Source organism: Microcoleus sp. S13_B4 (assembly GCF_036700885.1).
Taxonomy (GTDB): domain Bacteria; phylum Cyanobacteriota; class Cyanobacteriia; order Cyanobacteriales; family Microcoleaceae; genus Microcoleus.
Window position 1 is genome coordinate 68,074 of record NZ_JAUBPU010000008.1, and the last position, 25,881, is coordinate 93,954.

The following is a 25,881-nucleotide window of genomic DNA, read 5'->3' on the forward strand; positions in this document are numbered from 1 at the left end:
TATACCTCACTCAGTCCATAATTGCTCTATTACCGAGATTTATCAGCATTTCTGTCACTGCGGAACTATCCAAAGGTTTAGAAAACCAATATCCCTGAGCTAATTCGCAATCTAGTTCTCGAAGCTGTGCTAACTGTTCGCCTGTCTCCACACCTTCGGCGATCGCATTCAATCCCAAATTGTGAGCCAAAGTTACGATCGCCCGCACAATCTGCAAAGGCTGACCCCCGTCGTCACCGTTTTCGACAGCCCCCAAGCGGCTCACAAAAGATCGATCGATCTTCAGTGTATCCAGCGGAAAACGGTGCAAGTAACTCAAAGACGAATAGCCAGTACCGAAATCGTCGATCGACAATCGAATATTTCTACTTTTTAATTGGGCTAGCACAATATTGGCTTTCTTCACATTTTCCACGAGCGCGCTTTCAGTAATCTCCAATTTTAAACAGCTTGGAGCGCAGCCTGTTTCTGCTAAAATGTCATCGATTTCCTCGATTAGATTCGGCATACCTAACTGTTTAGGAGAGAGATTGACGCTCATTGTTAATTGCGAAGGAGCAATAATTGGTAATTTAAAATTCGGAATTGGTACCTGGGAACTTGTACTGAACGTAGCCGAAGTATTGGTAATCGGGAATTGGGAATTGGTAATAGCGGAGTGGAAATCGGTAATCGGGAATTGGTAACTGGGAATTGGTAATTTTTGAGCGATTCTTTCTTCCCTGTGACCAATACTGGAGCTACGCTCAGTAAAAGTTCCGTGTTCCTCATTCCCTGTATCTGTTACATCAGTTAAATCCCCTACATTGCCCGTTGCCCTCTTCCCTGTTGTTACCCTGAGCGAAGTCGAAGCGCCTTCTTCCTTTTTGTTACCTTGAGCGACTTGCCCAGACTGAAGCCGAAGGGAGTCGAAGTGCCTTGTTCCGACTTCCATTGGACTTCTTCCCTGTTCCTCGGTTAACATTTCTTGCCAAATCCGCAATTGCTGACAAGCTTCCCGCAGCACCCAGGCTCCCAGAGGCACGATCAAACCTGTTTCTTCAGCTACAGGAATAAAAGTAGACGGCGGAACTAGACCCCGAAGCGGGTGGTACCAGCGCACCAAAGCCTCAAAACCTTCGATCGCACCGCTGGCGATCGAAACAATCGGTTGGTAGTGCAACATAAAGTGCGAACATTGATCCTTGCTCTCTCCTAATTCCTCCTTGCCCAAAATAGCCAACCGCAGGTCAGTTTCTAACTGCAACAGCGACATAGTGTGGTCGTGCATCGCCAAATTAAACACTTCGTGCCGGGCCTTGCCCAAAGCTTTAGCACGGTACATAGCAATGTCAGCATCGCGTAGGAATTCTTCCGGGTGAGTGTACGAATTCGAGTGGCCACTGTCGGCTCCTTCGCCTCTACTGAAAACAATGCCAATGCTAGCGGTGGTAAATACTTCGTGCGCTTCGATATGAAACGGCCTAGTCAGTTCTTTTTGTATTTTTTTAGCTGCCAGGATAGCGTCGCTGAGGCTCGGAATGTGGTCTAGCAGAATGGTGAATTCGTCTCCCCCCAGCCGGGCGACGGTATCAGAAACCCGGACGCAGGTTTGCAGTCGCTCCGCGAGGGCGATTAGCAGTTTGTCGCCTAAAACGTGTCCTAAAGAATCATTAACTACTTTGAAGCGGTCTAAATCTAGGAAAAGTAAACCAAATTTGTAATCGGGGGACTGATTGGCTCGGCGGATGGCTTGTCCTAGCCTGTCGATGAACAAAACGCGGTTGGGCAAACCCGTCAGCGCATCGTGAAAAGCGCCGTGCAGCAGTTGCTGTTCTACTCGCTTGCGCTCGGTGACATCTCGGATGATAATCTGGGCAGCCGTTGAGCCTTGATAAGTAGCCGGGATGCCGGCAACTTCAACGTCTATTATTTGTCCGTCGAGCCGCATCAGTTTTTGTTCGGCAAGGTCGAGCGGCTGATTTTCTTGCTCGACTAGCCGAATGCGCTCTCTGGCTGTTTCCACATAGTTTGGATGGACGAAATGCAATACCGGAAAGCCGATTAGCGCCTCGGGAGAACTCGCACCGAGGAGTTTAGCGCCGGCAGCATTGATGTAGGCGATTTTCCCTTGACTGTGAACGGCGATCGCTTCGGGAGATAGTTCTACTAAACGGCGATAGCGTTCTTCACTTTCTTTGAGAGATACTATCAACTCGCATCGCTCTTTTTCAGCCTGCTGGCGTTCGACTTCCATTTTGTGAACCGCCAGAATTTTGCCAATACTTTGAGCCATCAATTCTATAATTTCTATTTCCTCATACTTGAACTTTCTTTTTTTTATTTCTGGCGAACTAAAACTTAAAGTTCCGTAGGTTTTATTGTTAACAAATATCGGCGTTCCGATGTAAGATTCTGATTTGCAGCTTTGATAAGCTGGATGTTCGCGCATCTCTATGTCTGCTCCTATATGAGAATACGCAACTGTTTTGTTGAGCTTAATGACTGCGGCGCAGTAAGTATCGCTGAGGTTCAATTCTAAGCCTCGCACGAAGTATCCTAAATCTGTTTTCGCTGCTTGGACAATAAAAGTTTCGCTCTCAACTTCAGCCAGGATACCTATAGAAAGTCCAAACATCAAACAGCCTGCTGTTAGATAATCGTCAACCAGTTCTTCAAAGTTTTGATAATGATAAGTTGTAATCCGGTGCAAATGTTTGAGATTAGCGCTAAAAGCTGCTAAAGCTTGAGAATTTAAAAATAATTCTTCTTCCGATCGCTGGCGGTCGGTAATGTCTGTTTGCACTCCAATAAAGTGGGTTAAGTGTCGCCGCGAGTTGTACACCGGAGCGATCGACAGTTCGTGCCAAAAAGGCGTGCCGTCTTTCCGAAAGTTACGCAAGATAACTTGAGCTTCTCTGCCTTCTTCAATCGCAATTCGCAATTGTTTGGCAGCGGGAGTGTCAGTGTCTGTCCCCTGCAAAAATCGGCAATTTTTCCCCATTAACTCGTCTCTGCCATAACCAGTAATCCGCTCAAAACTGGGATTGACATAAATAATCGGATTATCTGCAACGGTCGCGTCGGTGATTGCAATGCCGTTGCTGCAACTTTCGATCGCCCGTTCCATCATTTGTAAGCGCTCTTGCGATATAATGCGCTCGATCGCCGCAGCTAACACGTTGGCGATCGCTTCTACAAAATAAACGTCATCTTGACTGAAAACCCGCCTTTGGCTGGTATGAACCCCCAAAATGCCCCAGGCCTGCGAGGAGGAACTGTTTGTTGGTTCTGCTTGTCCCCAGTTACTCCCCAGTCCTCGATTGCCGGGAATGATCACAGTGACGCCACTGACAGCCCGGTGGTTGTGCAGCAGTGGCAACTCGCTAAAGCGCGTTTCCACCCGCAAATCTTCGACGATCGTCGGTTCACCCACTAGCAATGTGTAACCGGCTTGCGATCGGGCAGAAGCGGTAACAGTAGCGCTGCCGACAAGGCCCGGCTGCCACCCAACCCCCGCTCGCAGCATAAAAGCATGACCAGAGGGCAACAGTTCTAACAACTGGCAATAATCAACGTCCAGGGTTTGAGCAATTAAAACCGCAGCTTTTTCCATCAGTGCAGATAAATCGGTTTCGGCCAGAGCCTGCTGCCCCAAGTAAGCGACGGCCGCTTGCTGGCGGGCCCGCAAGTGGATTGACGTGAGCAATTCCTGCTCCTTCGCGGCCGCTCGCTTGCGATCGGTAATGTCGCTGAACACCGACAGAACAGCTTTTCCTGAAACCAATGTCAGATACTGCATCGATACACTTGCCCAAAACAGCGTACCGTCAGCTTTTTTAAGCCGGACTTCTGTCTCGCGGACGTGTTCGTTGCGGGCGAGCCGCACCAGCAGTTCCTGACGGTCTGCCGGGTTGTGGTAGAGCATTTCGGCCTTTTGGCGCTCGATCGACTTGAATGCTGTGAACCCGAAGGCCTGACGGCATAAATCGTTGCTATAAAGAATTGTGCTGTCCGCCAGACTGCTGACGATCAGGGGCATCGGCATCGAGTGGGCGATCGTCAGCAGTAATTCTTTGGTTCCTTGCGGCTCTTTGTACAAGTCTGGCTTGCAGGCCCAGCCGTGACTGTCTTCAGAGTTTTTAGGGATAAAATTTTCCATTATTTAATCGATCCATTAGCAGGACAACTTTTTTAAATTTGTGGTAAATGACGATTTCAGATGCAGAGCATTGGTAACAACTGAAGACTTAATTTGTCAATCAGTAAGATTACTCAAAAAAACTGCTTTTCTAGGATTAGAAAATTCGCGATTTGGGAGTGGGTGGGCATAAATATGGCGCTCGGCATGATTCCTTGATCGCGCCAATCTGAGTTTTGTACCCAAAATTCGAGTAAATTATGAGCATAATTGCTCATTGACAAATGCTTCCCTAGCTTTAGTTGTCAGGGATGGATGCAGAGGACGATCGACAGTAGCCCACAACACATTAATCTTAACCAGAATAATGCAACCGAACGGCCCTAAACTGCTCGGCTGAAGTTGGATCGGGAGCTCTCCGAGTCGAGAGCACATCTGTCTTTGGTATGACAATCTACTGTTTTTAAAGTTGCGTTAAGTTTTTATAAGAGCGAGGTACGTTGCCCAATGTGCAGCGGAAACTCCTAATCTAAAAAGTAAAGTCACCTGCAAACAACCACCGAATACTATCCGAGGAGAGAGGAGAAATGCTTGAATTTTACCGCCGTACCGCTGCCGAACGAGCCGCTTTGGGAATTCCCCCGCTGCCACTAGATGCCCAGCAAACCTCGGAACTGTGTGAATTGCTGAAAAATCCGCCGGCTGGGGAAGAAGAAACCTTAATAGAATTATTGCGCGATCGTGTCCCGCCCGGAGTAGACAGCGCCGCCTACGTCAAAGCTGGTTTTTTAACCGGCATTGCTAAAGGCGAAATCCACAGCCCCCTAATTGCTCCCAAATGGGCAGTTTACCTGCTGGGGACAATGATGGGCGGTTACAACGTCCAATCTTTAATCGATTTGCTCAATCCCACTGCCGAAACCGCCATTCCCGCCACAGCAGCCCGGGCCTTGAGCAAAACGCTGTTAGTATTCGACGCCTTCCACGACATTCTGACTTTATCCGATACCAATCCCTACGCCAAGCAGGTCGTCGATTCTTGGGCGGATGCCGAGTGGTTTACGGGTCGTCCTGTGTTGCCAGAAGCTATTACCGTTACAGTCTTCAAAGTTCCCGGAGAAACCAATACTGACGACTTGTCGCCAGCACCTCATGCTACGACGCGGCCCGATATTCCCCTGCACGCTTTGGCGATGCTCGAAAGTAAGATGCCTGGGGCTTTGCAAACCATTGCACAATTGAAGCAAAAAGGTCATCCCGTCGCCTATGTTGGTGATGTTGTCGGTACCGGTTCGTCACGGAAATCGGCGATTAATTCTGTGCTGTGGCACATTGGCAATGATATTCCGTTTGTGCCGAACAAGCGCAGTGGCGGTTATATTTTAGGAAGTGCGATCGCCCCGATATTCTTTAATACCGCTGAAGATTCCGGCGCTTTGCCGATCGAATGCGATGTCTCCAAAATGGAAACAGGAATGGTAATTACCATTCATCCCTACAAAGGCGAAATCACCAATGAAGCCGGAGAAATCATCTCCACATTCACCCTCAAACCCGACACAATTCTAGACGAAGTTCGCGCTGGTGGCCGAATTCCGCTATTAATTGGACGAACTTTAACCGACAAAACCCGCGCAGCTTTAGGACTAGCACCTAGCACTATTTTTACCCGTCCTACAATCCCAGTAGATACGGGCAAAGGCTTCACTTTAGCACAAAAAATGGTAGGCAAAGCTTGCGGTTTGTCCGGCGTTCGTCCCGGTACATCTTGCGAACCAGTCATGACAACAGTCGGCTCGCAAGATACTACCGGGCCGATGACTCGGGACGAATTAAAAGAACTTGCTTGTTTGGGATTTAGCGCCGATTTGGTAATTCAAAGTTTCTGCCACACCGCCGCTTATCCAAAACCAGTTGATGTCAAAACTCACCATGAATTACCCGATTTCATGTCACAGCGCGCCGGCATAGCTTTGCGTCCCGGAGACGGCATTATTCACTCTTGGCTGAACCGAATGTTATTGCCGGATACAGTGGGAACTGGTGGCGACTCACACACTCGTTTTCCTTTGGGAATTTCCTTTCCTGCGGGTTCGGGGTTGGTGGCATTTGCTGCGGCCTTGGGTGTCATGCCTTTGGATATGCCGGAATCAGTTTTAGTGCGGTTTAAGGGTGAATTGCAGCCCGGAGTAACGCTCAGGGATGTTGTGAATGCCATTCCCTACGTGGCGATTCAAAAAGGTTTGCTGACAGTCTCGAAACAGAATAAGAAAAATGTCTTTTCGGGGCGGATAATGGAGATTGAAGGTTTGCCCGATTTGAAGGTCGAGCAGGCTTTTGAATTGACCGATGCCTCCGCCGAGCGTTCTTGCGCGGGATGCACGATTAAATTGAGCGTGGAGACTGTTTCCGAGTACATTCGTTCCAATGTCGCGCTGCTGAAAAACATGGTGGCGCGGGGCTATCAAGATGCGCGGACGATGATGCGCCGGGTAGCGAAGATGGAGGAATGGCTGGCAAATCCGGTGCTGATGGAGGCGGATGCTGATGCGGAATATGTGGAGATAATTGAGATCGATCTGAACGAGATTACAGAACCCATTGTGGCTGCTCCCAATGACCCGGATAATGTTAAGTTGTTGAGTGAGGTTGCGGGCGATCGGGTTGACGAAGTATTTGTCGGTTCTTGCATGACAAATATCGGTCACTACCGCGCCACTGCCAAGGTGTTGGAAGGTGCAGGGGAAGTGAAAACTCGCCTGTGGATTTGTCCGCCAACTCGCATGGACGAACAGCAACTCAAAGAAGAAGGTTATTACAGCATTTTTGGAGCTGCTGGAGCGCGTACAGAAATGCCCGGTTGCAGTCTTTGTATGGGCAATCAAGCGCGGGTTAAAGACGCGACAACGGTTTTTTCAACTTCTACTCGCAACTTTAACAACCGCATGGGCAAAGATGCACAAGTTTATCTAGGTTCGGCGGAATTGGCGGCTGTTTGTTCGCTGTTAGGTCGCATTCCTACAGTCCAAGAATACAATGACATTGTGTCGAAGAGAATCGATCCTTTCGCTGGTGATTTGTATCGGTATTTGAATTTCGATCAAATTGCTGGTTTTGAGGATGAAGGTCGAGTGATTGCTTTGGAAGATATGCCTCGCATTGAGGATCTTTTGGGAATTCCCGATGGTGTATTGAGCAAGTAAAAAGCGGGGCGGGCTATCGCCCGCCCTTTGTTTATAATATGAGTAAATGAGAGAAAGGAAAAAAGTAATTATGTCCGAACAAGTTTTAAGCAGCGAAAGCCAAGGGACAGTAAAATCCGCGCCCGAAATTCCTACGGTTGCAGACAAAGAAAGCGATCGCCCCTTAAGCCAGCCCATCGCGGAATTTCTCCGCGTAATTCAGCAAACTCCCAGAGAATATTGGCCGCATTTACTTCAGATGATGCGCTTATTTATGGAAACGGTGACAGTAAAGCCCGTATTGTCCGAGCCTCCCCAGACATCTGAGAAAATAGACATTACTAAACTGTCGCTGGAGGAACGGATACAAAGAAATCAAGGTGCCATTGAATTATTGCGATCGTGGCGAGAAGAGGATGACGAACAAGAACAAAAAGAAACTGCGGAATATCTAGAACAAGTGATAAATGAAGATCGGATGTCTAATCGACCCTTGTTTCAATGAGCATAATAATTATTTTGGATTCTGACCCATTAGGGATGGTAACAAACCCTCAAGCCAAACCTCCTTATTGGGAATGCCAACTTTGGCTAGACTCCTTACTACAAAATGGCGAAATGGTAATCCTGCCTGAAATTGCTGATTATGAGGTGCGGCGAAAATTGATTCGAGCGGGAAAAGAGAGAGGTATCAGAAAACTTGACCTATTCAAGAATGTCCTTACATATCGTCCTTTGACTACAGAAGTAATGCTTTTGGCCGCTCAGTTGTGGGCGCAAGCGAGAAGGAGAGGAAGACCAACCGCAGAAGCCAATGCACTTGACGGGGATGTGATTTTGGCGGCTCAAGCAATATTGGAGGCAAGTGAAGGAAATCAGGTGGTAATTGCCACAACAAATGTGGGGCATTTGTAGCAATTTGTTGATGCTCGCGAGTGGCGACTAATTGAGTAATGTTTAAATCGATCGCACTTACCCTATCCCTGCTATACTTTGAACTACAGATATTTTTACAGACACCGTTAGCGAGATAAACAGCATGGTGGAAACAGTGGACACAATCGAAAAAATTGACGATCGCACACAAACCCGTTTTTGGGGCCAAGTTACAGTCATAGACGCGGGCGATCGTTATAAGATCAATCGCATTGAAGTCAAGCCGGGGCATCACATCAGAACCCAAATGCACTATCACCGCAGCGAGCACTGGGTTGTCGTCTCGGGTACGGCTAAAGTTATCTGCGACGACAAAGAGACGATTCTCATGCAGAAACAATCAACCTACGTTCCCATGAATACTGCTCACCGCGTAGAAAATCCAGGCGTTATTCCCCTGGTGATGATTGAAATCCAAAATGGCGAATACCTCGGCGATGATGACATTATCCGCTTTGCCCAAGATGCTCACGAGGAAGATTGATCTGACATCAAAATATGAAGCAATCGCAGATGGCAGGGGAAAGCGTCGCACACCGGACAATGACCCACGCAGCTACCGCAAACAAGATAAATCCTACCATTAAAAATGTAGGGGCAATTTCAGAATTGCCCCTACATTTTTATATTAAGTTTTTTAAGCACCAGAATTTGATATAGCAATTGGCGATCGTCCTACGGCAAAGAAGCGTTTTTCAAATCTACATTTGCCATATTGGCATCCTTTAAATTAGCACCTGTCAAGTCCGAACCGTTCAAATTTGCACCGTTCAAATTTGCATTCGTCAAATTTGCATCCCGCAAGTTGACTCCCTGTACGTCTATTCCCGACAAGCTGCCACCTCTGAGGCTGACATTCGCTAAATTTGCTAGAGACTGGCGAGCATTTCTCAGATTCGCACCTGCCAAATTGGCACTTTCTAAATTTGCACCGATTAAATTAGCGCTGGTGAGGTTGGTATTTTTCAAAGTGGCAATCACTAAACCCGCCAGACTCAGATTAGCGTGGCTCAAATCAGCACCCTCCAAATTAGCCCCGTGCATTTTAGCCCCAATTAAACTCGCACCTTGCAATTTAGCTTGTTTCAGATTTGCTTCATTCAGTTTGGCTTCGTTCAAATTTGCACCGTTCAAATTTGCACCGTTCAAATTTGCACCGCTCAAATCTGCACCGCTCAGGTTCTTACCAGCAAGCTGCGCTCCTGTCAAGTCACATTGGCTACATTGTTTAGTTTCTAATAATTGCTTGACTTGTGATACGTTTTCTGCCTTTACTCCCGAGGCACAACCCATCACAATTAGCAGCCCTGTTGTTAAAATCCCAAGTTTCATATACCCACCCTCAGCAATATCTCTCTTTTAATAATATCCCCGATTATTAAAGAGGTTAGGGTGATCAGTCTCTTTGATAAACTGTGACAATCATCACCCTATTGTGTACAAACTATGCAATAATTATTGACGTTTCAACTCCTGGAAATTCTTGTAAAGAATTATTGCTTTTTCAGGAACCAAAAAGGAAAAGATTGCGTCGGTTCAAGACGGACGCCGGAGATGCTGTTCTGAGCAAATGTATAGTCCTTATCTTGCCACAGAGGGATGAAAGGTACATCTTTACCCAGTATGTCTTGAATTTCGGCAAACAGGGCTTTGCGGGTTTCAGGGTTTGGTTCTTTTCGTTGCTTGTCGATCAGTTGATTTACCCGATCGCTATAATAAAACGAACCCTGACCTTGACTTTGACCCTTGGAGCAGCCCCCAGCCTCGGAACCCGTGGCACAATCTAAAAACGGCTGGATGTAATTGTCAGCGTCAAAAAAGTCGGCCGACCAATCCACTAAAACCGCAGGATAAATTCCCTTCTCTATGTTTTGAAACAAAGTCGGAGATTCAACGCTGTTAATTTCTACCTGCATTATCCCGTCCATTTTGAGTTTAGCTTGCGCCTCCATCATACTCACCACTAAAGCTCGTTTTGTGGAAGATGAAGCATACCAAATTGGCAGAACGAAAGGATTTGTGGCTGAGTATCCCGCTTTCGTTAAAAGTTCCTTAGCCTTGGTCGTGTTGGCATCGCCGTACAGTTCTTTAAAAACAGGTTTTTGAACGTCAAAGGTTGTGGGAATCAGACTGTAAAGAGGTTGTGCTTGTCCCCGCAGTACGCGCTCATTAATCAGGGGGCGATCCATGACTGCTGCGATCGCCTGTCTGACTTCTAACTTGTCCAGCGGTTTAGACTTGGTATTCAGCGTTATGTAATTAACCGTACTGCTTTCCCCGGCGATTTCCTGCCATTTCCCTTTTTTTGCTCCCTCGTCCAAGCTTTGAACTTGGTCTGCATCCAGAGACAAATAAGCCACATCAACTGCACCAGTCTGAAAAGTATTAAACAAATTTGACGAACTAGAAAGCAGCAAAATGTCAATTCCTTGATTAACCGGCTTTTCCCCCCAATACTTGTCAAACACGTCAAACTTAAGAGAATCGCTGCCGTACTTCGCCAGCTTGTAACGTCCAGTTCCCACAAACGTATCGGGTTTAAATTTACCCTGTCCAATCTCGTAAGCTTTCGGAGAAACCGCACACATACCGGAAAATGTCAACAGGGAAGGAAAAGCAGAAAAAGGCTTTTTGAGTTTAAAAGTTAATTCGTATTCGCCTGTGGCTTTCACCGATTCTACTGCATCGCTCAACAACATAGCCGGACTGCCGCCATTTTTGATAAACCGCTGCAAGGAAAATTCCATTGCTGCGGCGTTAAACGGTGTGTCGTCGTGAAAAACAACGCCTTGACGCAAGGGGATTGTATATGTCAATCCGTCTTGGCTAACTTTTGGCATTGCTGTCGCTAAGTGGGGGATTAACTTAGTAGTTCCAGACTCGTAGGCGTAGAGAGTGTCGCCCAAATTTCGCAGCAATTGTCCTGATAAGGTTTCGTAACCGTCCGCAGGGTCGATCGTCCGCAACTTCAAGGTTGTGCCAATAGTAATGCGGTTATTAGCATTTTCGCCGCTCGCAGTGACCGAGCGACGTGATCCCTGTCCACAACTTGCAGTTAACAAGCAGCACAGAAAGAACAGAGCTATAGCTTTAATCAGTGAAGGTTTTATAAATATTTTAGGCTGCTGCTTGTTAATTCTCATCGTCTTTTTTTGACACTCCAATTTACTGATTATATTATCAGGACTTACGCACTGTTAGACTAAAAACCGGATTTATTAATAGATTCTCCTGTAATACAAATATCGCTGCCTAACCAGAGCAACTTAAAAGCTTGGTGATGTTCGATCGGTTTGAGAGCCTTCGGCTCAATTTTTATAGCTTGCTGGGTCATAAGTGTTCTTGCTAAGAAGTGCGGTGATCGTCTTAATTAATTTATCCGGTTCGATCGGCTTTGCCAGATGTCGCTGAAATCCAGCTTGCAAAGCTTGCTGTTGATTAAACTCCCCCGCATAGGCAGTCAGGGCGATCGCGGGAATCAGCCCACCCCGTTCTGGCGGCAGGGCTCGCACTTGCCGCAACAGCATATAGCCATCCATCCCCGGCATTCCAATGTCGCTCAACAGGACATCTGGCTGGAACCTAGCCAACGCTGTGAGGGCTTCTTGAGGGACAGCAAAACTAACTACCTCTGCACCTGCATCTTCTAGCAAAAAGGAAATCAACTCTCGCATATCCGGCTCATCATCTACCACAAGTATCCGCATCCCGGATAACGGTTCATCCGCAGTCGATCGTTCCGAAAGTCCTGCAAGAGAGTTTTCTTGTCTTACCTTCCCTGATAGAGGCAGTCTTACGGTAAAGGTAGCTCCTAACCCTTCACCCTGGCTCTCTGCCCCAACGGTGCCACCGTGCAGTTCGACTAGATGCCGCACGATCGCCAGCCCCAATCCCAAGCCACCAAACTTGCGGGTTGTAGCGCCATCTTTTTGCCGGAAGTAGTCAAACACGTAGGGTAAAAACTCCCGTGCGATGCCAATCCCTGTATCAGTCACCGTAATTTGAGCGTGATTGCCAACACGAGTCAAATTCACCTCAACGCGCCCCCGGGCTGAGGTGAATTTGACCGCATTAGAAACAAGATTCCAGACAATCTGCTGCAAACGACCCGAATCCCCCAAAATCTGTCCGATCTGAGGCTCTAACACAGTCCGAATGTCAATGGATTTGGCAACAGCAGCCAAATTGACAGTTTCGATCGCCGATTCTACAGTTAAAGCTAAATCGACTGGACGAATATTAAGACTGAGCTTGCCTTGGAGAATTTTCGACACATCAAGCAAATCTTCAATCAATTCTGTTTGCAGCTTGGCATTGCGTTCGATCGTCGCTAGCGCCTGTGCAGTTTTGGCCTCATCCAGCTTGCCAGTTTGCAGCAGCTTTGTCCACCCCAGGATGGGATTGAGGGGCGATCGCAATTCATGGGACAGTACCGCTAAAAACTCATCCTTGATGCGATTTGCCTGTCTTAGCTGTTCCGCTTGCTCCTGGAGTGAAGCGTTCAGGTTTGTCCGTTCCAGAGCGATCGCGATCTGGTCACAGGTCGATCGCAGTAGCTCGATTTCTGCAGGCGTGAAGTGCGTCCGAGTCCGACTGGCAAATGAGAGCGTTCCTAATAACCGCCCCTGAGCGATTAACGGTTGACCCGCGTAAGCCGTGATGCCCATGTCACAGACGGCTTTAGCATTTGGATGAGTGGAAATTTGGGCTTGATTCAAGACAATTTGCTGCTGCGTTTGGGCAACCAGTCCACAGAGATATTCCCCTAATTCGATCCATGCGATCGCCTGCGCTGTTTCTTCAGAGATGCCATCGTAGTTTTTCAAATGCAGCATCAAGCGGTTGTCTTTTTCTTCCACCATGAAGTTGTAGTAAGAATGCAGATCGAGTTGCACAGCAAGTTTGCGGAATAGCGTGTCCATCAACGCCAGAGGCTGTTCTATCTGCATCAGATCGCGGGTAGTTTCATAGAGCAATTGCAGTCGCTCACTTGCTTGCCGTTGTGCGGTCTTGTCCTGTATGATTTTGACAAGTCCCTGCGGACAATCCGCATCATTAAGCAGGGGCATCATCAATCCACTTGCCCAAAAGCGATTCCCATCTTTACAAATATGCCAGCGTTCGTTTTCAGCTCGTCCTTGCGTTAGAGCCGTTTGTATTTCGTGCTCGGCTTGTCCTTGTTCGTTATCTTCGGCTGTGAACATCATCCGACTCGGGCAACCAATTGCTTCTGTCTCGGTATAGCCCAAGAGGCGTTCTGCCCCTGAGTTCCAACTGGAAATGAGGCCGTTAAGGTCGAGGGTGAAGATCGCATAATCTTTGGCGCTTTCAAAGATCAGACGGAGGCGGGATTCACTCTGGCGCAGGGCTTCCTCAGCTTGTTTATGGTCTTCAATATCAACACAGGAGCCGATGTAGCCCAAGAACTCACCTTCCAATCCGTACCGAGGAACAGCTTCATACATAATCCAACGGTATATGCCATCAAAGCGTTTCAAGCGATATTCCATCTTGAACGGTTGACGGGCATCAAAGGCAGTCACATAGGTGTGTAAACATCGATCGAGGTCGTCGGGGTGGACTCCTTCTGTCCAACCATTGCCCCTTTCTTGCTCGATCGTCCGTCCCGTAAAGTTTAGCCACGGGAGGTTGAAGTAATTACAGAGTTTATCGGTGCCAGCCATCCAAATCAGCACAGGGGCAGCATCTGCCATCAGCCGGAACCGTGCCTCACTCTCCCGTAGTGTGGCTTCGGCTTGTTTGCGATCCGTGATATCGTTGACCAGTGCTACAAACCCTTCAACTTTTCCCTGGCTATTGAAGCGGGGAACATAGGTTGCATTGACATAACGGGTTACACCATCTTTGTAGGGAATTTGGCTTTCAAAGGTTACTTCCTCTCCTGCCAAGACTTGCTCAACATAAGGACGAATCGCTTCATACCCCGTTTCGCCTAAAACCTCTTGGAGGTGCTTGCCATAGATTTGCGCTGCCGGATGTCCAAACCATTCTTCATATGCTCGATTGGTGAAGCGATAGCGCTGGTCTGAGTCTACAAAGGAAATCAAGGCCGGCACGGCATTGGTGACTAAACGAAGTTCTGCTTCTCGTTGTTGCAATACCTCCTCGGCAAGTTTTCGATCGGTAATATTTCGGAAATAAATGGTAATCCCGTTCGCGGCGGGGTAGGTGTGAACGTCATACCACCGATCGTGATCGGGATAAAACGCCGTCAGTGACAAAGCCACGCGCTCGTTTGCCACGCGGCGATGAACCCGCTCAAACTCGCTGCCCTCGAGTCCTGGGAATTCTTCCCAAAAATTCTTACCAATCAGATTGCCCGAAGTGCAATCTAGCAGAATTTCCGCTGATTGATTCACGTAAGTGAAACGCCAATTCTCATCAAGGGCAAAGAATCCATCATCAATGCTCTCGATAATGTTCCGACTCTGCTCTTCGCTTTGACGCAAAGCTTCTTCGGCTTGTTTACGATCGCTGATGTCAATGAATACGCCCCGCGTCGAAATTAGGATGCCATCAGCGTTGTAGGCGCAATCGCCCTTTGCCAAAATCCAACGAACGGTGCCATCTGCCCACAGCGTCCGATACTCTATTTCAGTATGCGCTTGATTCGCTTTTAGCTCACTGAGGACGGTGTGAACGAACGGGCGATCGTCGTGATGCACGGCTTCTAAAAACACCTGCACCGACATTGCTGTATTGACGGGTAAACCAAACATCGCTTTGGCTCTATCCGTAAAACTCAGCGTGTCAGTTTCTATATCCCAATACCACAAACCAAAATTGCCGCCTTCGGAAGCCAGTCGGAGTTGTTCTTCGCTCTCACGCAACGCCTGGAACGATCGATCGCGCTCGAAGGCGATGCTGGCAACTTGGGTGCCGAACTCGGCGAGTTTATGTTCCCAATCCGTCGGCCTCCGCACCTCGCTAAAGCACAGCATCAGCGACCCCAGAGGTAGATTGTCCTGCCTGAACACGGGCTGAGAATGACACGCTAGAATGCCATGAGCCACACATAAATTTCGCCATGCTTGCGACCAGCGATCGTCGTTGGCAATGTCAGCGCAGGTCACGGACTGACCGCTATACACTGCTTCGCCGCAGGTTCCAATGCACAAATCGTTAATGGGAGCATCTTGGAGTCCTTCAGCAAAAGACGGTGGAAAGTCTGGAGTAATGGATCGGTTAAAAGTTAACCGCTGAGCATCGACTAGCAGGAAGCAGGCGCGGGTACCCGGATTCAGCCTGGATACTGAGTCACACACGGCTGCCAGACAGTCGTCTAGCGGCTGCCCGAATGCGATCGACTCCAGCAGTCGTTTCTGCTCGACCAGGAGGAGTTGCGTCTGTTTGCGCTCGGTAATGTCAGCAAGCAAAACGGTCAGTCCACTCGGCGAAGGGTAAATTCGATGGTCATGCCAACCATTCCAAGGTGAGTACAGATAATCAAACTGGAGCGGCGTTTGTTCGCGCATTGCCCGATGAAACTGCACGTAAGCATCGGTGTCAACTGCCGCCGGAAATAGCTCCCAAACATTCTGACCCAGAATCGCTGACCGCTGCATTCCAACCATTTCACAGTAGCGATCGTTGGCATAGGTGTAGCGCCAATCGCGATCGAGGATGTAAAACCCATCGTTGATGCTAGAAAGTACCGTTTCTAGCTGTTCTTTTGCCTCAGTTGCCGCAGTTTGTGCTGCTTCGCTCCGAGCCTGCGCGTTGTGTTCTAGCGACCTTGCCTCCTGTAAAGTTTGCAAGGCTGCTGTGGCGTTTTTTTGAGCAGTGCGCCGGGATAAACTGAGTGAAGCGATCCATCCTGCGGCGATCGAAAATATACCCAGCCGAACAATTGTCTCTACATTAACTATCTGTAACGAATACAACGGCTCAATAAAAAAATAGTTGATGGCCAGCGTGGATAAAATTGTTGCCAGCAACCCAGCCCCCAAACTGCCATACCAGGCACTCACTATCACTGCGAGGAAAAACAGAGGCGTCGTGGTTGGGTAAAGCCACGGTAAAAGCGATCGCGTTAGCCCCAGTGCCAGAGCCACGGAGAGGGTCGCCACACCATAGGGAAGTAGTCGAACTCTGAAAATGCTGTTGATTCCCTCAAAAATCACCCTTTGTACTCCTTATCCGAAAAATATCTTGCTCGCAGTGCCTGACTGCATTCGCGAAGCACTGCATCTGGCAAATTACCTAACTCATCCAGCAATATCTAACTTTGCTTGAGTGCCCAGCGAGAATGCGTAGCCTGTCCATTTTCCCCACCATTAATCGGGGAAAGGTCATCCCTAATTCATCCGCCAACTTTTTTTGAGACAGGTTCAGCGCTGACCACCGTTCTGGCACCAAATTACCGATCGCTGGTTTTTGAGCCCTAAGCCGTTCAATTTTGAGAAACCTCAGAAGTAACAGCTATAAAGCTGTTTATATTTTACACCTTTGACAGATCCCAGAGGTCAGTCATCTCTCTCAAGATATAGAGCAATCCTTACAGGAGTCGTAAATTTTTTACCCCATCCCAACCCTTCCCGAACCTGCTCGGAGAAAGTAAGAAATTCACAAGTAATGGGAGGATTGCTATATGGAGTCAATCTAAAATCTCAAATAGAGTAACTTGCTTTAAATTCCTTTGAGGAGCGATCGCCAATCCCGACAGCGTTTCAGGTAAATGCGAGCTACATGATCGCTGGGATTTGTTCGCAAACACTCTTCAAATAATTTTCCAGCTTCTCGGAACTCCTTGCGCTCGCACAGTAACATAGCTTCATTATATACAGACAAATTTGCTCGCTTCGCTGACAGAATTTCCGGCGGATCTGCATCAAATACCTCATAAACTACCACATATTGAGATTTTCCTTTTACCTGTACTTTATCCACAATCCTAATAGCATAATCCTTCGGATTTCGCAACCGTTCCAAAGTCTGCTGAGAAATTAACAGAGGTACGCCGTAATCTTTAGTCAATCCTTCAATGCGAGATGCTAAATTAACAGCATCGCTAATCACAGTGCTGTCCATTCGGCTTTTACCCCCGACTGTCCCCAGCATCAAAGAACCCGAATTGATGCCAATTCCAATTTGAATCGGGACGTAGCCGACACCTTTACGGTGTTCGTTGTAACCAGTTAGAATATTTAGCATCGCAATACCCGCTTTCACTGCATCATCTGCACAGTCGCTAAACAAAGCCATAATTGCATCGCCGATGTATTTATCAATAAAGCCGTTATTGCTAGTAATAGCAGGCTCCATCCGCGAAAGGTAAGCATTAATAAAATTAAAATTTTCTTGCGGCGTCATAGTTTCCGAAAGCGCCGTGAAGTCGCGGATATCAGCAAACAGCACCGACATTTCCTGCTGCACTTGGTCGCCTAAATTGACATCTATAATACTTTCATATCCCAACAGATTGAGAAATTGATGTGGCACAAATCTACCGTAAGCATCCGTTAATTCTGATTCGGCATCCAGAAATTTTTCCAAGTTTAGATTGAGTTCAAATAGTTTTTTAATAGATTTATGGCGATCTGCTTCAGCTTGTTTGCGTTCCGTGACATCTTGAAAAACTGCGATCGCAAAAGCAACTTTGCCACCCTCCTCAAAAATTGGCGTTCCCCAAATTTCAAGGGGAATTTTCTTGTCAGGTTGATGAATTTCCATATCATCAGCAGTCGCGCTTTCGCCCCTCAAAGCTCGGACTATCGGCAAATTCTCGGAAGGGTAAATAGTATCAGTTCCCGCGATATAAATTTGATAACTTTCTGAAAAATCATTAACGTTATTTAACGGCAAAACCCCTTGACGGAATAACTGCTGTCCAGCGTGATTGACGTAGTAAGGTCTGCCTTGAGAATCGAGCACGGCCACGCCTATTGGAATCGCTTCCAAAAATTGAGCCAGCTTGTTTTCGCCTTCGCGCACCGCCTCGAATGCGCGAGATCGTAACTCAGTTTCAACCGTATCGGAATGTTGAGCAGTAGTTTCCAGCAAGATTTCCAGATCCGCTTTTTCCTCCTTCAAGTCTTCCACTTGCTGGCGCAATCTTTCTATCTCTAAAAGTAGCTGTTCTCTAGATGGTTGTTCTTCCAGCATAACTCGAGAATTGGCGCCTCGACTAACAAAAAATCGCTTAACAGCTCGCACCCTAAAAGTAATTGTGTTTCTAGAGAAATTCCAACTGCAAACCAGGCATCAGGCGCTGGAAATTCCTCAAAGATTTACCGTGCCAAGCTATACTTTGAGAGCCTTCCACCGCCATTTGCACCCTGGCTGTTTTGCGGATCTCGATAATAAACTTCGATAGCATATTGATGCCAGAACTATTCAAAAATTCTAACTGCTGCAAATTGAGGGTAATTTTCGTCGGTTCCAAGTCGGCAACCTTCGTCAGCAACTGCGCTATCGGCGCGTACTCCGCAGGCCCGCTCAGCCTTAGAGATCCAATAAAACTCACGGTTTCCGTTGCTGGATCGTAACAGATCTGGTAATCTTCTGTATAAATTTCCATAGCCACAAAAAAAAGTTCCTTAGATATTATCTACCGCCAGCGTGGCTTATACTGTTAATTGCACCATAGTTGTTACCGCAATTACTTCCGGGTCTTTGTGCACGGTCTGGAATTTCCAGCCAAGTTTGGCGGTATAATCGGTGAGCATGGTCAACAAACCCAATCCAGAACTGGTACAGCTTTCGTCAGCAGCATTTTTTTCCAACCGCTGAATGTAAAGTTCGCTGGGCTCGCAGGTCAGCAACTGGTGAATATAAGCCTGAAACTTGTCCACAGCTTGCGGAGAGATGCTGTTAGCAACTGAGAAAATCACTCCGTCGCTCTCTAATTGCAGTTTAATATCGATCGGGTACTCCGAGGTTTCATCATTAAACTTCATGGCATTTTCCAATAACTCGTTGGCAATGTAGCTAACAGCGCTTTTTATTTGAGCTTGTCTTTCAATTGTCGATGGTTCATCTTGGTTGCCGGGAAAAAAAGTCGTCAGGTAGTCAGCCAGAAAATCCGCTGACAAACCGTTGTTCCGCCACCGCTGCTTGAGAGGAACCGAACTCGGAGAAAATCCAATTATTAAGTATTCTTGGCTAGCGAACTGCTCGATGAAATCGCCGAAGATTTGAGTCATACCCATGTGAGAGCTAAAGTTTGAGAGGAGGGGGATCACTGAATATATTTTAAACTTTAGAAGCGAGCTCCAAGTATTTATTTTTGTTTTCGTACCAACAATGTGATGTCATCAAAAACTTTTTGTTCGCCGATGTGCGATCGCACGTCGTTAATTACAGCGTGCCTAGTTTCGGCAGCCGAACGCTGCCAATTAATCTCTATTACCTTAATTAACCTATCTAAACCATAAAGCAGTTTCTCCATATTTTCAGCTTCCGTAATCCCGTCAGTGTACAGCACAACCACATCTCCTGAACGCAAATACACAATTTTCTCAGCAACAAATTCAGCAATATCTACATCCAGCCCGATCGGGAAACCCAAATCGATCGTATCAAACCTCTCTGCACAACCGTTACACCGTACAACAATCATTTCTTCGTGCTGGCCGCTCAACTTCAGCATCCCCTCCTCATAGTCTAGCAAGGCTAGGCTAGCGTTTTTGTCGCATTTCATCCGCTGCACATTATCGTAAATTACACTGTTAATAGCACTTGAAAATCTTACTGGGCCTGGTTCATTTTAGGCGAGCAAAGTTCGCACTGCCGTTTGAACCATAATCATTAAAACACCGCTCTCCAATCCGTGTCCCGTCACATCGCCAATGCCAATTTTTACTCTCCCTTTGTGTTGGAGTACGTCGTAATAGTCGCCGCCTACTTCCTCAGCCGCCTCCATAAATCCCGCAATATCTAAGCCGATAACTTCCTTGAGTTCTCGGTCTTTCGGCAGCAGCATCTGCTGAATCTTGCGAGTAACGTCTAGTTCGGTGCTCATTCGCATATTTTCAGCTTTTAGGCGATCGTTGAGAACAGTAATTTCTTGATTTACACCAACTAAAGCATCGGTAATCTTGTTAAACGCACCCACAACTTGCCCGAGTTCATCTCGGTTATCCAAAATAATTTTGTGGTCGAGATTGCCGCTTGCCATTTTTTTTGAGGCTTCGGTCAGCACAAATACAGTTTGCATAACTGCCCTGTAGAAAGACACAAATAAATAACAATTTCTAAAATTGCTAACACAAAAATCAACATTAGGCGTTTTCTGGCAACAAAATTATCAATACGTTTTTGCAGGAGAAAGTCTACTTCATTGACTGTTTCGTCCCACAGTTCAAAACTCGAACTCAGAACTCGATCGCTCCCATCAATATAGGCATAATATTCCATTACGGCTGTGGAATTAATCAGTTTATCTATGTGCCCAGTTAGCTGCTCTACTACGGAGTTAAATTTTGTCCATGCTCGCTTAATTTCGGTCACAAATTCCCGCGAGGATTATTGCTAAATCCTACCTCCATATTAATTGATAAATCCTGAGTGAATTCTCTCACTTTGCCCACCAAAGTAATCAATTTCGCTCTTTCTTCAGGTGTGGCAGCGGAACGCGAGCTACTTTTTTGACAAATTAGCCTAATCTATGAAAATATTTTTTGCATTGCTGGAAGCTTCAGCAAAGTAGCATCCATCAAATAATAGGTATCTCGATCTGGTTCTAATGTTAGAGTGGAAGTATCACCGACGCGAGCGCTTAAATTATTAACATCTGATCTTAACTCTTGATATAAAAAATCGTAATTTTATAAACTCCACTGGCGGCGACGCAGTTTAAAATTTTGCCATTTTGATAAATTTTATTAAATTTATCGCCCGCCAGTAAAATTTGTCCTAACTGGCGGGTATTTGCCAGGAATTGAAAGTTCGCGTTAATCTTAGCTTCTAAATTAACCGGGGACTCTGGATTGCTTAAATTGGCATTTAAACCCTGATAATTTAACCGTTGAAGTTTCGGTATTTGTTCCCGCAACTGGCGCAGCGGGCGCAGGTATTGATTACCCTAGATTTCTTTTTGGGCAAAATCAACCCTGCTGTTAATTTCGGAAATCAGCAAGTACATGACCAAGGTTAACGGTATTGCAAATAGAAAACCGATTAAGGTAAATTTTTTTTAAGGATAGCTCAGCCGGTTCATTAAATGGATTCCTAGGGATTTTCTGTTCATAATCGATACATTTCAACAATCTTCTACTAAACAAGTAACCTTTGCTACTAAAGTAGTTTCGGGGACGCTCGCTCAAGAAAACCACAATACTAATACAATTAATCAGCAATAGCTGATTTTATTTCTAATGCGTTTTTGTCCTGTTGGAACAAACTTTGTGGCATCCTTGTGATATCCTTGGCTCAGCTCGCCTCCCACAGTCTAAAACACGTTTAGCAGTTTTGGAACGAAGAATAGTAATTTGTACTGAGATTGGGGGGCAGGATTAGAGGCTTTTAAGAATATTTACTTAAGCATAAATTTTTCTTAATACCCTGAGACAAAAAGTAAAAATTAAGTAATAACTGGGTAGTGCAAGTTTCCTGAAACACAACTGCAGGCAGCGAGTAGGAAATACTTGCGTTGCACCAGCAACCAGCAGTCAAGTCGGTTCTGCACAAAGGAACCAATAGCACCAGCAAGAGTGTCTAAATAAGTATCTGCAGTTGAGTGTTCAGGAGCGATCGCGCATTGTGTAAAGTGAGGCAGAGGGCGTATGATAGAAAGAATCTCCAAAAATAAAATTCAAAAAAATAAAAACCGAGACCAAAAGCAGCCCAATCCTGTAATCTTGGCTTTGGTGCTGACAGGAATTCTAGTATGGGAAATGTATCCGGCGCTAAGAAACACCGCAGCAGCTAAGGCGGGCGCCCTCAAAGATTCCCTTGCCCAGTTGGAAAGTCAACAGCAGCAAACCGCGCAGCAATTTTCCTCAGCCGCGGTGCGCCCAAAAATCAGCTATTCGGTATTGGCACTTAATACTCTAATTTCCGAACCGGGCAATTTGGCCGAGGCTACGCGCCAAAATCCCCCGAACAAATTGCCCGCAACTGTGGCAGCAGCCGTTCGCCAAGAGTTGTCGGACTCCACTGGCATTGCTGCTGAGAAGTTGAAAGTAACTGAATCCAGCGGACAAAGTTGGCCGAATACTTGTTTAGGACTCGCGAAAGCAGATGAAATTTGCGGTCAAATGATTGTCGAAGGTTGGCGGGTTGTGGTTTCTGATGGTAGGCAAACTTGGGTTTACCGTACTAATGCTAGGGGAAATATCTTGCGTTTGGAAAAAAAGTTACCTCGGTAAATTTGAGGCTGTGAAATCAAAAATAAACTTCCTTTTGGAACAGGCATCTTGCCTGTTCCACAAAGAGTGAGTTTTTTTGTGGGTGGGGATCACAACAGGCAAGATGCCTGTTCCACAAAGAGTGAGTTTTTTTGTGGGTGGGGATCACGCAAGATGCCTGTTCCACAAAGAGTGAGTTTTTTGTGTGGGTGGTTTCTTGTGGGGAGTAGGGGTTGGGCTTCTAGCCCGCCCCTTGCTTTAATTTGCGAGTTGGTTTCTTTCGATGATACCACCGCCCAACAGCACGTCTCCGTCATACCAAACAGCCGCTTGTCCGGGGGTAATGCTCAACTGCGGTTCATCAAAAATTAACTTAACTCTTGTACGGTAGGCGTTTTCTTCTCCCGCAGTTTCCAGGGGAATTACAGTGGCGGGGACAGGGTGCGATCGATATCGAATCTGTACCTGAGCCCGAATCGGAGCCGTCGGTGCAGCTACAGAAACCCAATTCACTTTATCGACAGTACACTCAGATTCTACTGCCAACTGTCGATCGCCCACAATTACCCGATTGCCAGCAGCATCAAGTTCAATCACGTACAGCGGTTCCGGTGCAGCAATTCCGAGTCCCTTCCGCTGACCGATGGTGTAGTGGTGAACGCCGTCGTGCTGTCCGAGCACCCGCCCTGACTTGTCCACAATGTCACCCTTTTGCGGCGCAATGTACTTGTCCAGAAAAGCCCGCATCGAACCGTTACTTTCCACCAAGCACAAATCCTGACTTTCCGGCTTATCAGCAGTTGTCAAGCCAAATTCCGCCGCAATTCTGCGAGTTTCAGTCTTGGTAATTTCCCCCAAAGGAAACTCCGTACCCGCCAACAAATCCTGTGTTAGATCGTACAGGAAATAAGACTGATCTTTCGCAGGGTCGATCGCCCGCAGCAACTGATAGCGACCTGTAGCAGCATCGTAAGCAATCCGAGCGTAGTGCCCTGTAGCGATTTTTTCAATTCCGAGTTCTTCGCGAGCATACTTAAGCATTGGCCCGAACTTCACAGTTTTATTGCACTGCGAACAAGGCAAAGGCGTAACTCCTGCACTGTAACCCTCCACCAAATAATCGACAATACTTGCCTGAAAGACCTCGCGGCTGTCAACAATATGATGTGGAACGCCCAAATCTTCGCAAATTTTAGCGGCATCGACCATTCCCTCAGAGCAACACTGACCTTTGCCCTTCATCAACCACAGCGTTAAACCCACCACTTCATATCCCTGATGGTGTAAAATTGCGGCTGCTGCGGAACTATCGACCCCGCCGGAGAGGCCTACAACAATCTTGTTCATGGTTGGAGAGAAATTGCTATTTTACTGTTACTTCGTTCGATCGAGCTAATTTATTATAACACAAGCATACTACAACCTGCCACGGCTGCTGTTAGCTGAAATTTTAGCACTAATATGACTATTCAAAAATTTGTTGTCACCGCCGACCAAATGCGGCAAATAGAAACTAGAATCTTTGCTGCTGGAATGCCAGTCGCAGCTTTAATGGAAAAAGTCGCGGGACTGATTGCCCTACGCATTCAGGAGCTTTTGAAAGCGGAAGGAAGTTGGGCAACGAGCAGTGTACGGGATTTAACGGATAGAAGGAAAAGGCAAGAAGGAAAAAATCTTGTTAATTCTCAATTGCCAATTATCGGCGTATTGGTGGGGCCGGGACACAACGGCGGCGATGCTTTGGTTGTTGCCCGCGAATTGCACTTTCAAGGGTTCCAAGTAGTTATTTACTGCCCGTTTTCTAAACTCAAAGAACTAACAAAAAGTCACGCTGATTATGCGCGTTCTTTAAATATTCCATTTGTTGATAAAATTGAAAATCTGAAAAACTGCACTTTGCTCGTAGATGGTTTATTTGGATTGGGATTAGAACGAGAAATTACTAACGCCGCTGCGACCGCGATTGACGAAATAAATAATTTAAATATACCCGTTTTAAGTATAGACATTCCCTCGGGAATTCATACAGATACCGGAGAAGTGTTGGGGACGGCAATCAGGGCAAAACATACATTATGTTTGGGTTTGTGGAAAATGGCTTTTCTGCAAGACAGAGCGTTAGAATATATCGGCACTTCCGAATTAATTGATTTTGATATTCCGGCCGCAGATATTGCCGAAATATTGGGCGAAACGCCAGCAATACAACGCATTACAACAGCCTCGGCAACTCAGCATTTGCCGTTACCCCGATCGCCAATTTCGCACAAATACACCAACGGTCACTTACTAATTATTGCAGGTTCCCGCCGCTACAGCGGAGCAGCAATTTTGGCAGCATTGGGAGCAAGAGCAAGTGGCGTCGGAATGCTGTCAATTGCTGTTCCCGAGTCAATTAAACCGATGTTGAGCAGTCAGTTGCCAGAGGCATTAGTTATAGGATGTCCCGAAACCCAGAACGGTGCAATTAGCCAGTTGCCAGTAGCCATTGATTTGAGCATCTATGATGCGATCGCGGCAGGGCCAGGTCTGACATTGGAAGCGGCAATAGCTGTAGAATCTGTACTGGAGAGCGATCGACCTCTGGTTTTAGATGCTGACGGTTTAAATATCCTCGCTCAACTTGGCACAGTCCCGATTTTGTCGGAACGTTCAGCACTGACAATTATCACGCCTCACCCGGGGGAATTCAAGCGTTTATTTCCCGAATTAGCCGACGAAACCGGCGACGATCGAATTGCCGCAACTCAAGCAGCAGCTCAGCTTTGTGGCGCAACGATATTGCTCAAAGGAGCCAGAGTGTGCATAAGTTGGAAGGATGAAGGCGATTCCCTACGGGATAGCTACGCTTCACGTACCATCACCTACCTCAATCCCGAAAGCACCCCAGCCCTCGCCAGAGGCGGCAGTGGCGACGTTCTCACCGGCTTGTTAGGGGGACTATTAGCAACAGCGATCGCCCGCAAATCCCCCCCCCAATCAGTTGCTGCAACAGCAGCTTGGTGGCACGCTCAAGCCGGAATCATGGCTGCCAAAGAACGGACGGAATTAGGAGTAGATGCCTTTACTTTGACACAGTATTTAATTCCAACATTGCGAGAATTGGCTGAGTAAACAATCAATAGTAATGGGTAGGGTGCGTACCCCGCATCTTTGTATTTTGTAGGGGTATTTTGTAGGGTGCACACCGCGCACCTTACCTGTTGGTTTGTAGTGATGACAAGTCCTCATAAAAATCTTAGGACTTGGATTCCTTACTAAAAACCAACGGGTAACTCAAACGAGTGTCACTCATTTGAGTGTCACTCGAAAAAGGGACTGTGCATTCACAAAT

General features: G+C 46.9%; 16 protein-coding genes and 2 pseudogenes. 6 read left to right on the top strand and 12 right to left on the bottom strand.

Features of this window, described 5'->3' with window-relative positions:
* Positions 1-10: 10 nt before the first annotated feature.
* Positions 11-4,141, bottom strand: coding sequence for an EAL domain-containing protein (locus QT994_RS07330; protein WP_333173000.1), 4,131 nt, complete (start codon positions 4,139-4,141; stop codon positions 11-13).
* A gap of 566 nt (positions 4,142-4,707) precedes the next feature.
* On the opposite strand from QT994_RS07330, the gene acnB reads away from it, so the two are divergent.
* The 4 genes from acnB (at position 4,708) to QT994_RS07350 (ending at position 8,722) form a co-directional block, all read left to right on the top strand.
* Complete coding sequence (acnB, locus tag QT994_RS07335) at positions 4,708-7,323, top strand: bifunctional aconitate hydratase 2/2-methylisocitrate dehydratase (RefSeq protein WP_333173002.1); 2,616 nt, start codon at positions 4,708-4,710, stop codon at positions 7,321-7,323.
* 70 nt (positions 7,324-7,393) lie between these two features.
* Positions 7,394-7,807, top strand: a complete 414-nt coding sequence (locus tag QT994_RS07340) for a hypothetical protein (RefSeq protein WP_333173004.1) — start codon at positions 7,394-7,396, stop codon at positions 7,805-7,807.
* A 35-nt stretch (positions 7,808-7,842) separates the two neighbouring features.
* Positions 7,843-8,217 carry a nucleic acid-binding protein gene (locus QT994_RS07345; protein WP_333173007.1) on the top strand — a complete coding sequence of 125 codons (375 nt, stop codon included), beginning with the start codon at positions 7,843-7,845 and terminating at the stop codon, positions 8,215-8,217.
* A 124-nt stretch (positions 8,218-8,341) separates the two neighbouring features.
* Positions 8,342-8,722 (top strand): cupin domain-containing protein, encoded by a 381-nt coding sequence (locus QT994_RS07350; RefSeq protein ID WP_445243879.1) that lies wholly within the window; start codon positions 8,342-8,344, stop codon positions 8,720-8,722.
* 191 nt (positions 8,723-8,913) lie between these two features.
* On the opposite strand, the gene QT994_RS07355 is transcribed toward QT994_RS07350, so the two are convergent.
* The 10 genes and pseudogenes from QT994_RS07355 to QT994_RS07400 form a co-directional block, all read right to left on the bottom strand.
* Positions 8,914-9,570 (bottom strand): pentapeptide repeat-containing protein, encoded by a 657-nt coding sequence (locus QT994_RS07355; RefSeq protein ID WP_333046012.1) that lies wholly within the window; start codon positions 9,568-9,570, stop codon positions 8,914-8,916.
* A gap of 161 nt (positions 9,571-9,731) precedes the next feature.
* Positions 9,732-11,381 carry an ABC transporter substrate-binding protein gene (locus QT994_RS07360; protein ID WP_333173009.1) on the bottom strand — a complete coding sequence of 550 codons (1,650 nt, stop codon included), beginning with the start codon at positions 11,379-11,381 and terminating at the stop codon, positions 9,732-9,734.
* Positions 11,382-11,440: 59 nt separating this feature from the next.
* On the bottom strand, positions 11,441-11,572 hold the full coding sequence (locus tag QT994_RS07365) for a hypothetical protein (RefSeq protein WP_333173011.1): 132 nt from the start codon (positions 11,570-11,572) through the stop codon (positions 11,441-11,443).
* A complete protein-coding gene (locus QT994_RS07370; protein WP_333173013.1) occupies positions 11,547-16,382 on the bottom strand; it encodes a PAS domain S-box protein in 4,836 nt (1,611 codons plus the stop codon). The genes QT994_RS07365 and QT994_RS07370 overlap by 26 nt, the downstream gene beginning before the upstream one ends.
* 505 nt (positions 16,383-16,887) lie before the next feature.
* Positions 16,888-18,363, bottom strand: a complete 1,476-nt coding sequence (locus tag QT994_RS07375) for an adenylate/guanylate cyclase domain-containing protein (protein WP_333046007.1) — start codon at positions 18,361-18,363, stop codon at positions 16,888-16,890.
* Between the two features lie 70 nt (positions 18,364-18,433).
* On the bottom strand, positions 18,434-18,778 hold the full coding sequence (locus QT994_RS07380) for a slr1659 superfamily regulator (protein ID WP_333173123.1): 345 nt from the start codon (positions 18,776-18,778) through the stop codon (positions 18,434-18,436).
* A 46-nt stretch (positions 18,779-18,824) separates the two neighbouring features.
* Entirely contained in the window at positions 18,825-19,403 is a 579-nt protein-coding gene (locus QT994_RS07385; protein WP_333173015.1) for a DUF6272 family protein, read from the bottom strand.
* Positions 19,404-19,480: 77 nt separating this feature from the next.
* Positions 19,481-20,293 (bottom strand): annotated as a pseudogene (locus QT994_RS07390) (PP2C family protein-serine/threonine phosphatase); the annotation flags it as partial.
* Between the two features lie 48 nt (positions 20,294-20,341).
* Positions 20,342-20,416, bottom strand: a pseudogene (locus tag QT994_RS07395) (hypothetical protein); the annotation flags it as partial.
* Positions 20,395-20,709 (bottom strand): hypothetical protein, encoded by a 315-nt coding sequence (locus QT994_RS07400; protein ID WP_333173017.1) that lies wholly within the window; start codon positions 20,707-20,709, stop codon positions 20,395-20,397. The gene QT994_RS07400 and the pseudogene QT994_RS07395, both read right to left, overlap by 22 nt.
* 1,274 nt (positions 20,710-21,983) lie before the next feature.
* Here QT994_RS07400 and QT994_RS07405 point away from each other — a divergent pair.
* A complete protein-coding gene (locus QT994_RS07405) occupies positions 21,984-22,568 on the top strand; it encodes a hypothetical protein (protein ID WP_333046001.1) in 585 nt (194 codons plus the stop codon).
* A gap of 237 nt (positions 22,569-22,805) precedes the next feature.
* Here the strand turns inward: QT994_RS07405 and mnmA are convergent, their stop codons facing one another.
* Positions 22,806-23,894 (bottom strand): tRNA 2-thiouridine(34) synthase MnmA, encoded by a 1,089-nt coding sequence (mnmA, locus tag QT994_RS07410; protein WP_333173020.1) that lies wholly within the window; start codon positions 23,892-23,894, stop codon positions 22,806-22,808.
* Between the two features lie 114 nt (positions 23,895-24,008).
* Between mnmA and QT994_RS07415 the strand changes: the two genes are divergently transcribed.
* The gene (locus QT994_RS07415; protein WP_333173023.1) at positions 24,009-25,661 is read left to right on the top strand and encodes an NAD(P)H-hydrate dehydratase; all 1,653 of its coding nucleotides are present in this window, start codon (positions 24,009-24,011) and stop codon (positions 25,659-25,661) included.
* Positions 25,662-25,881 lie beyond the last annotated feature (220 nt).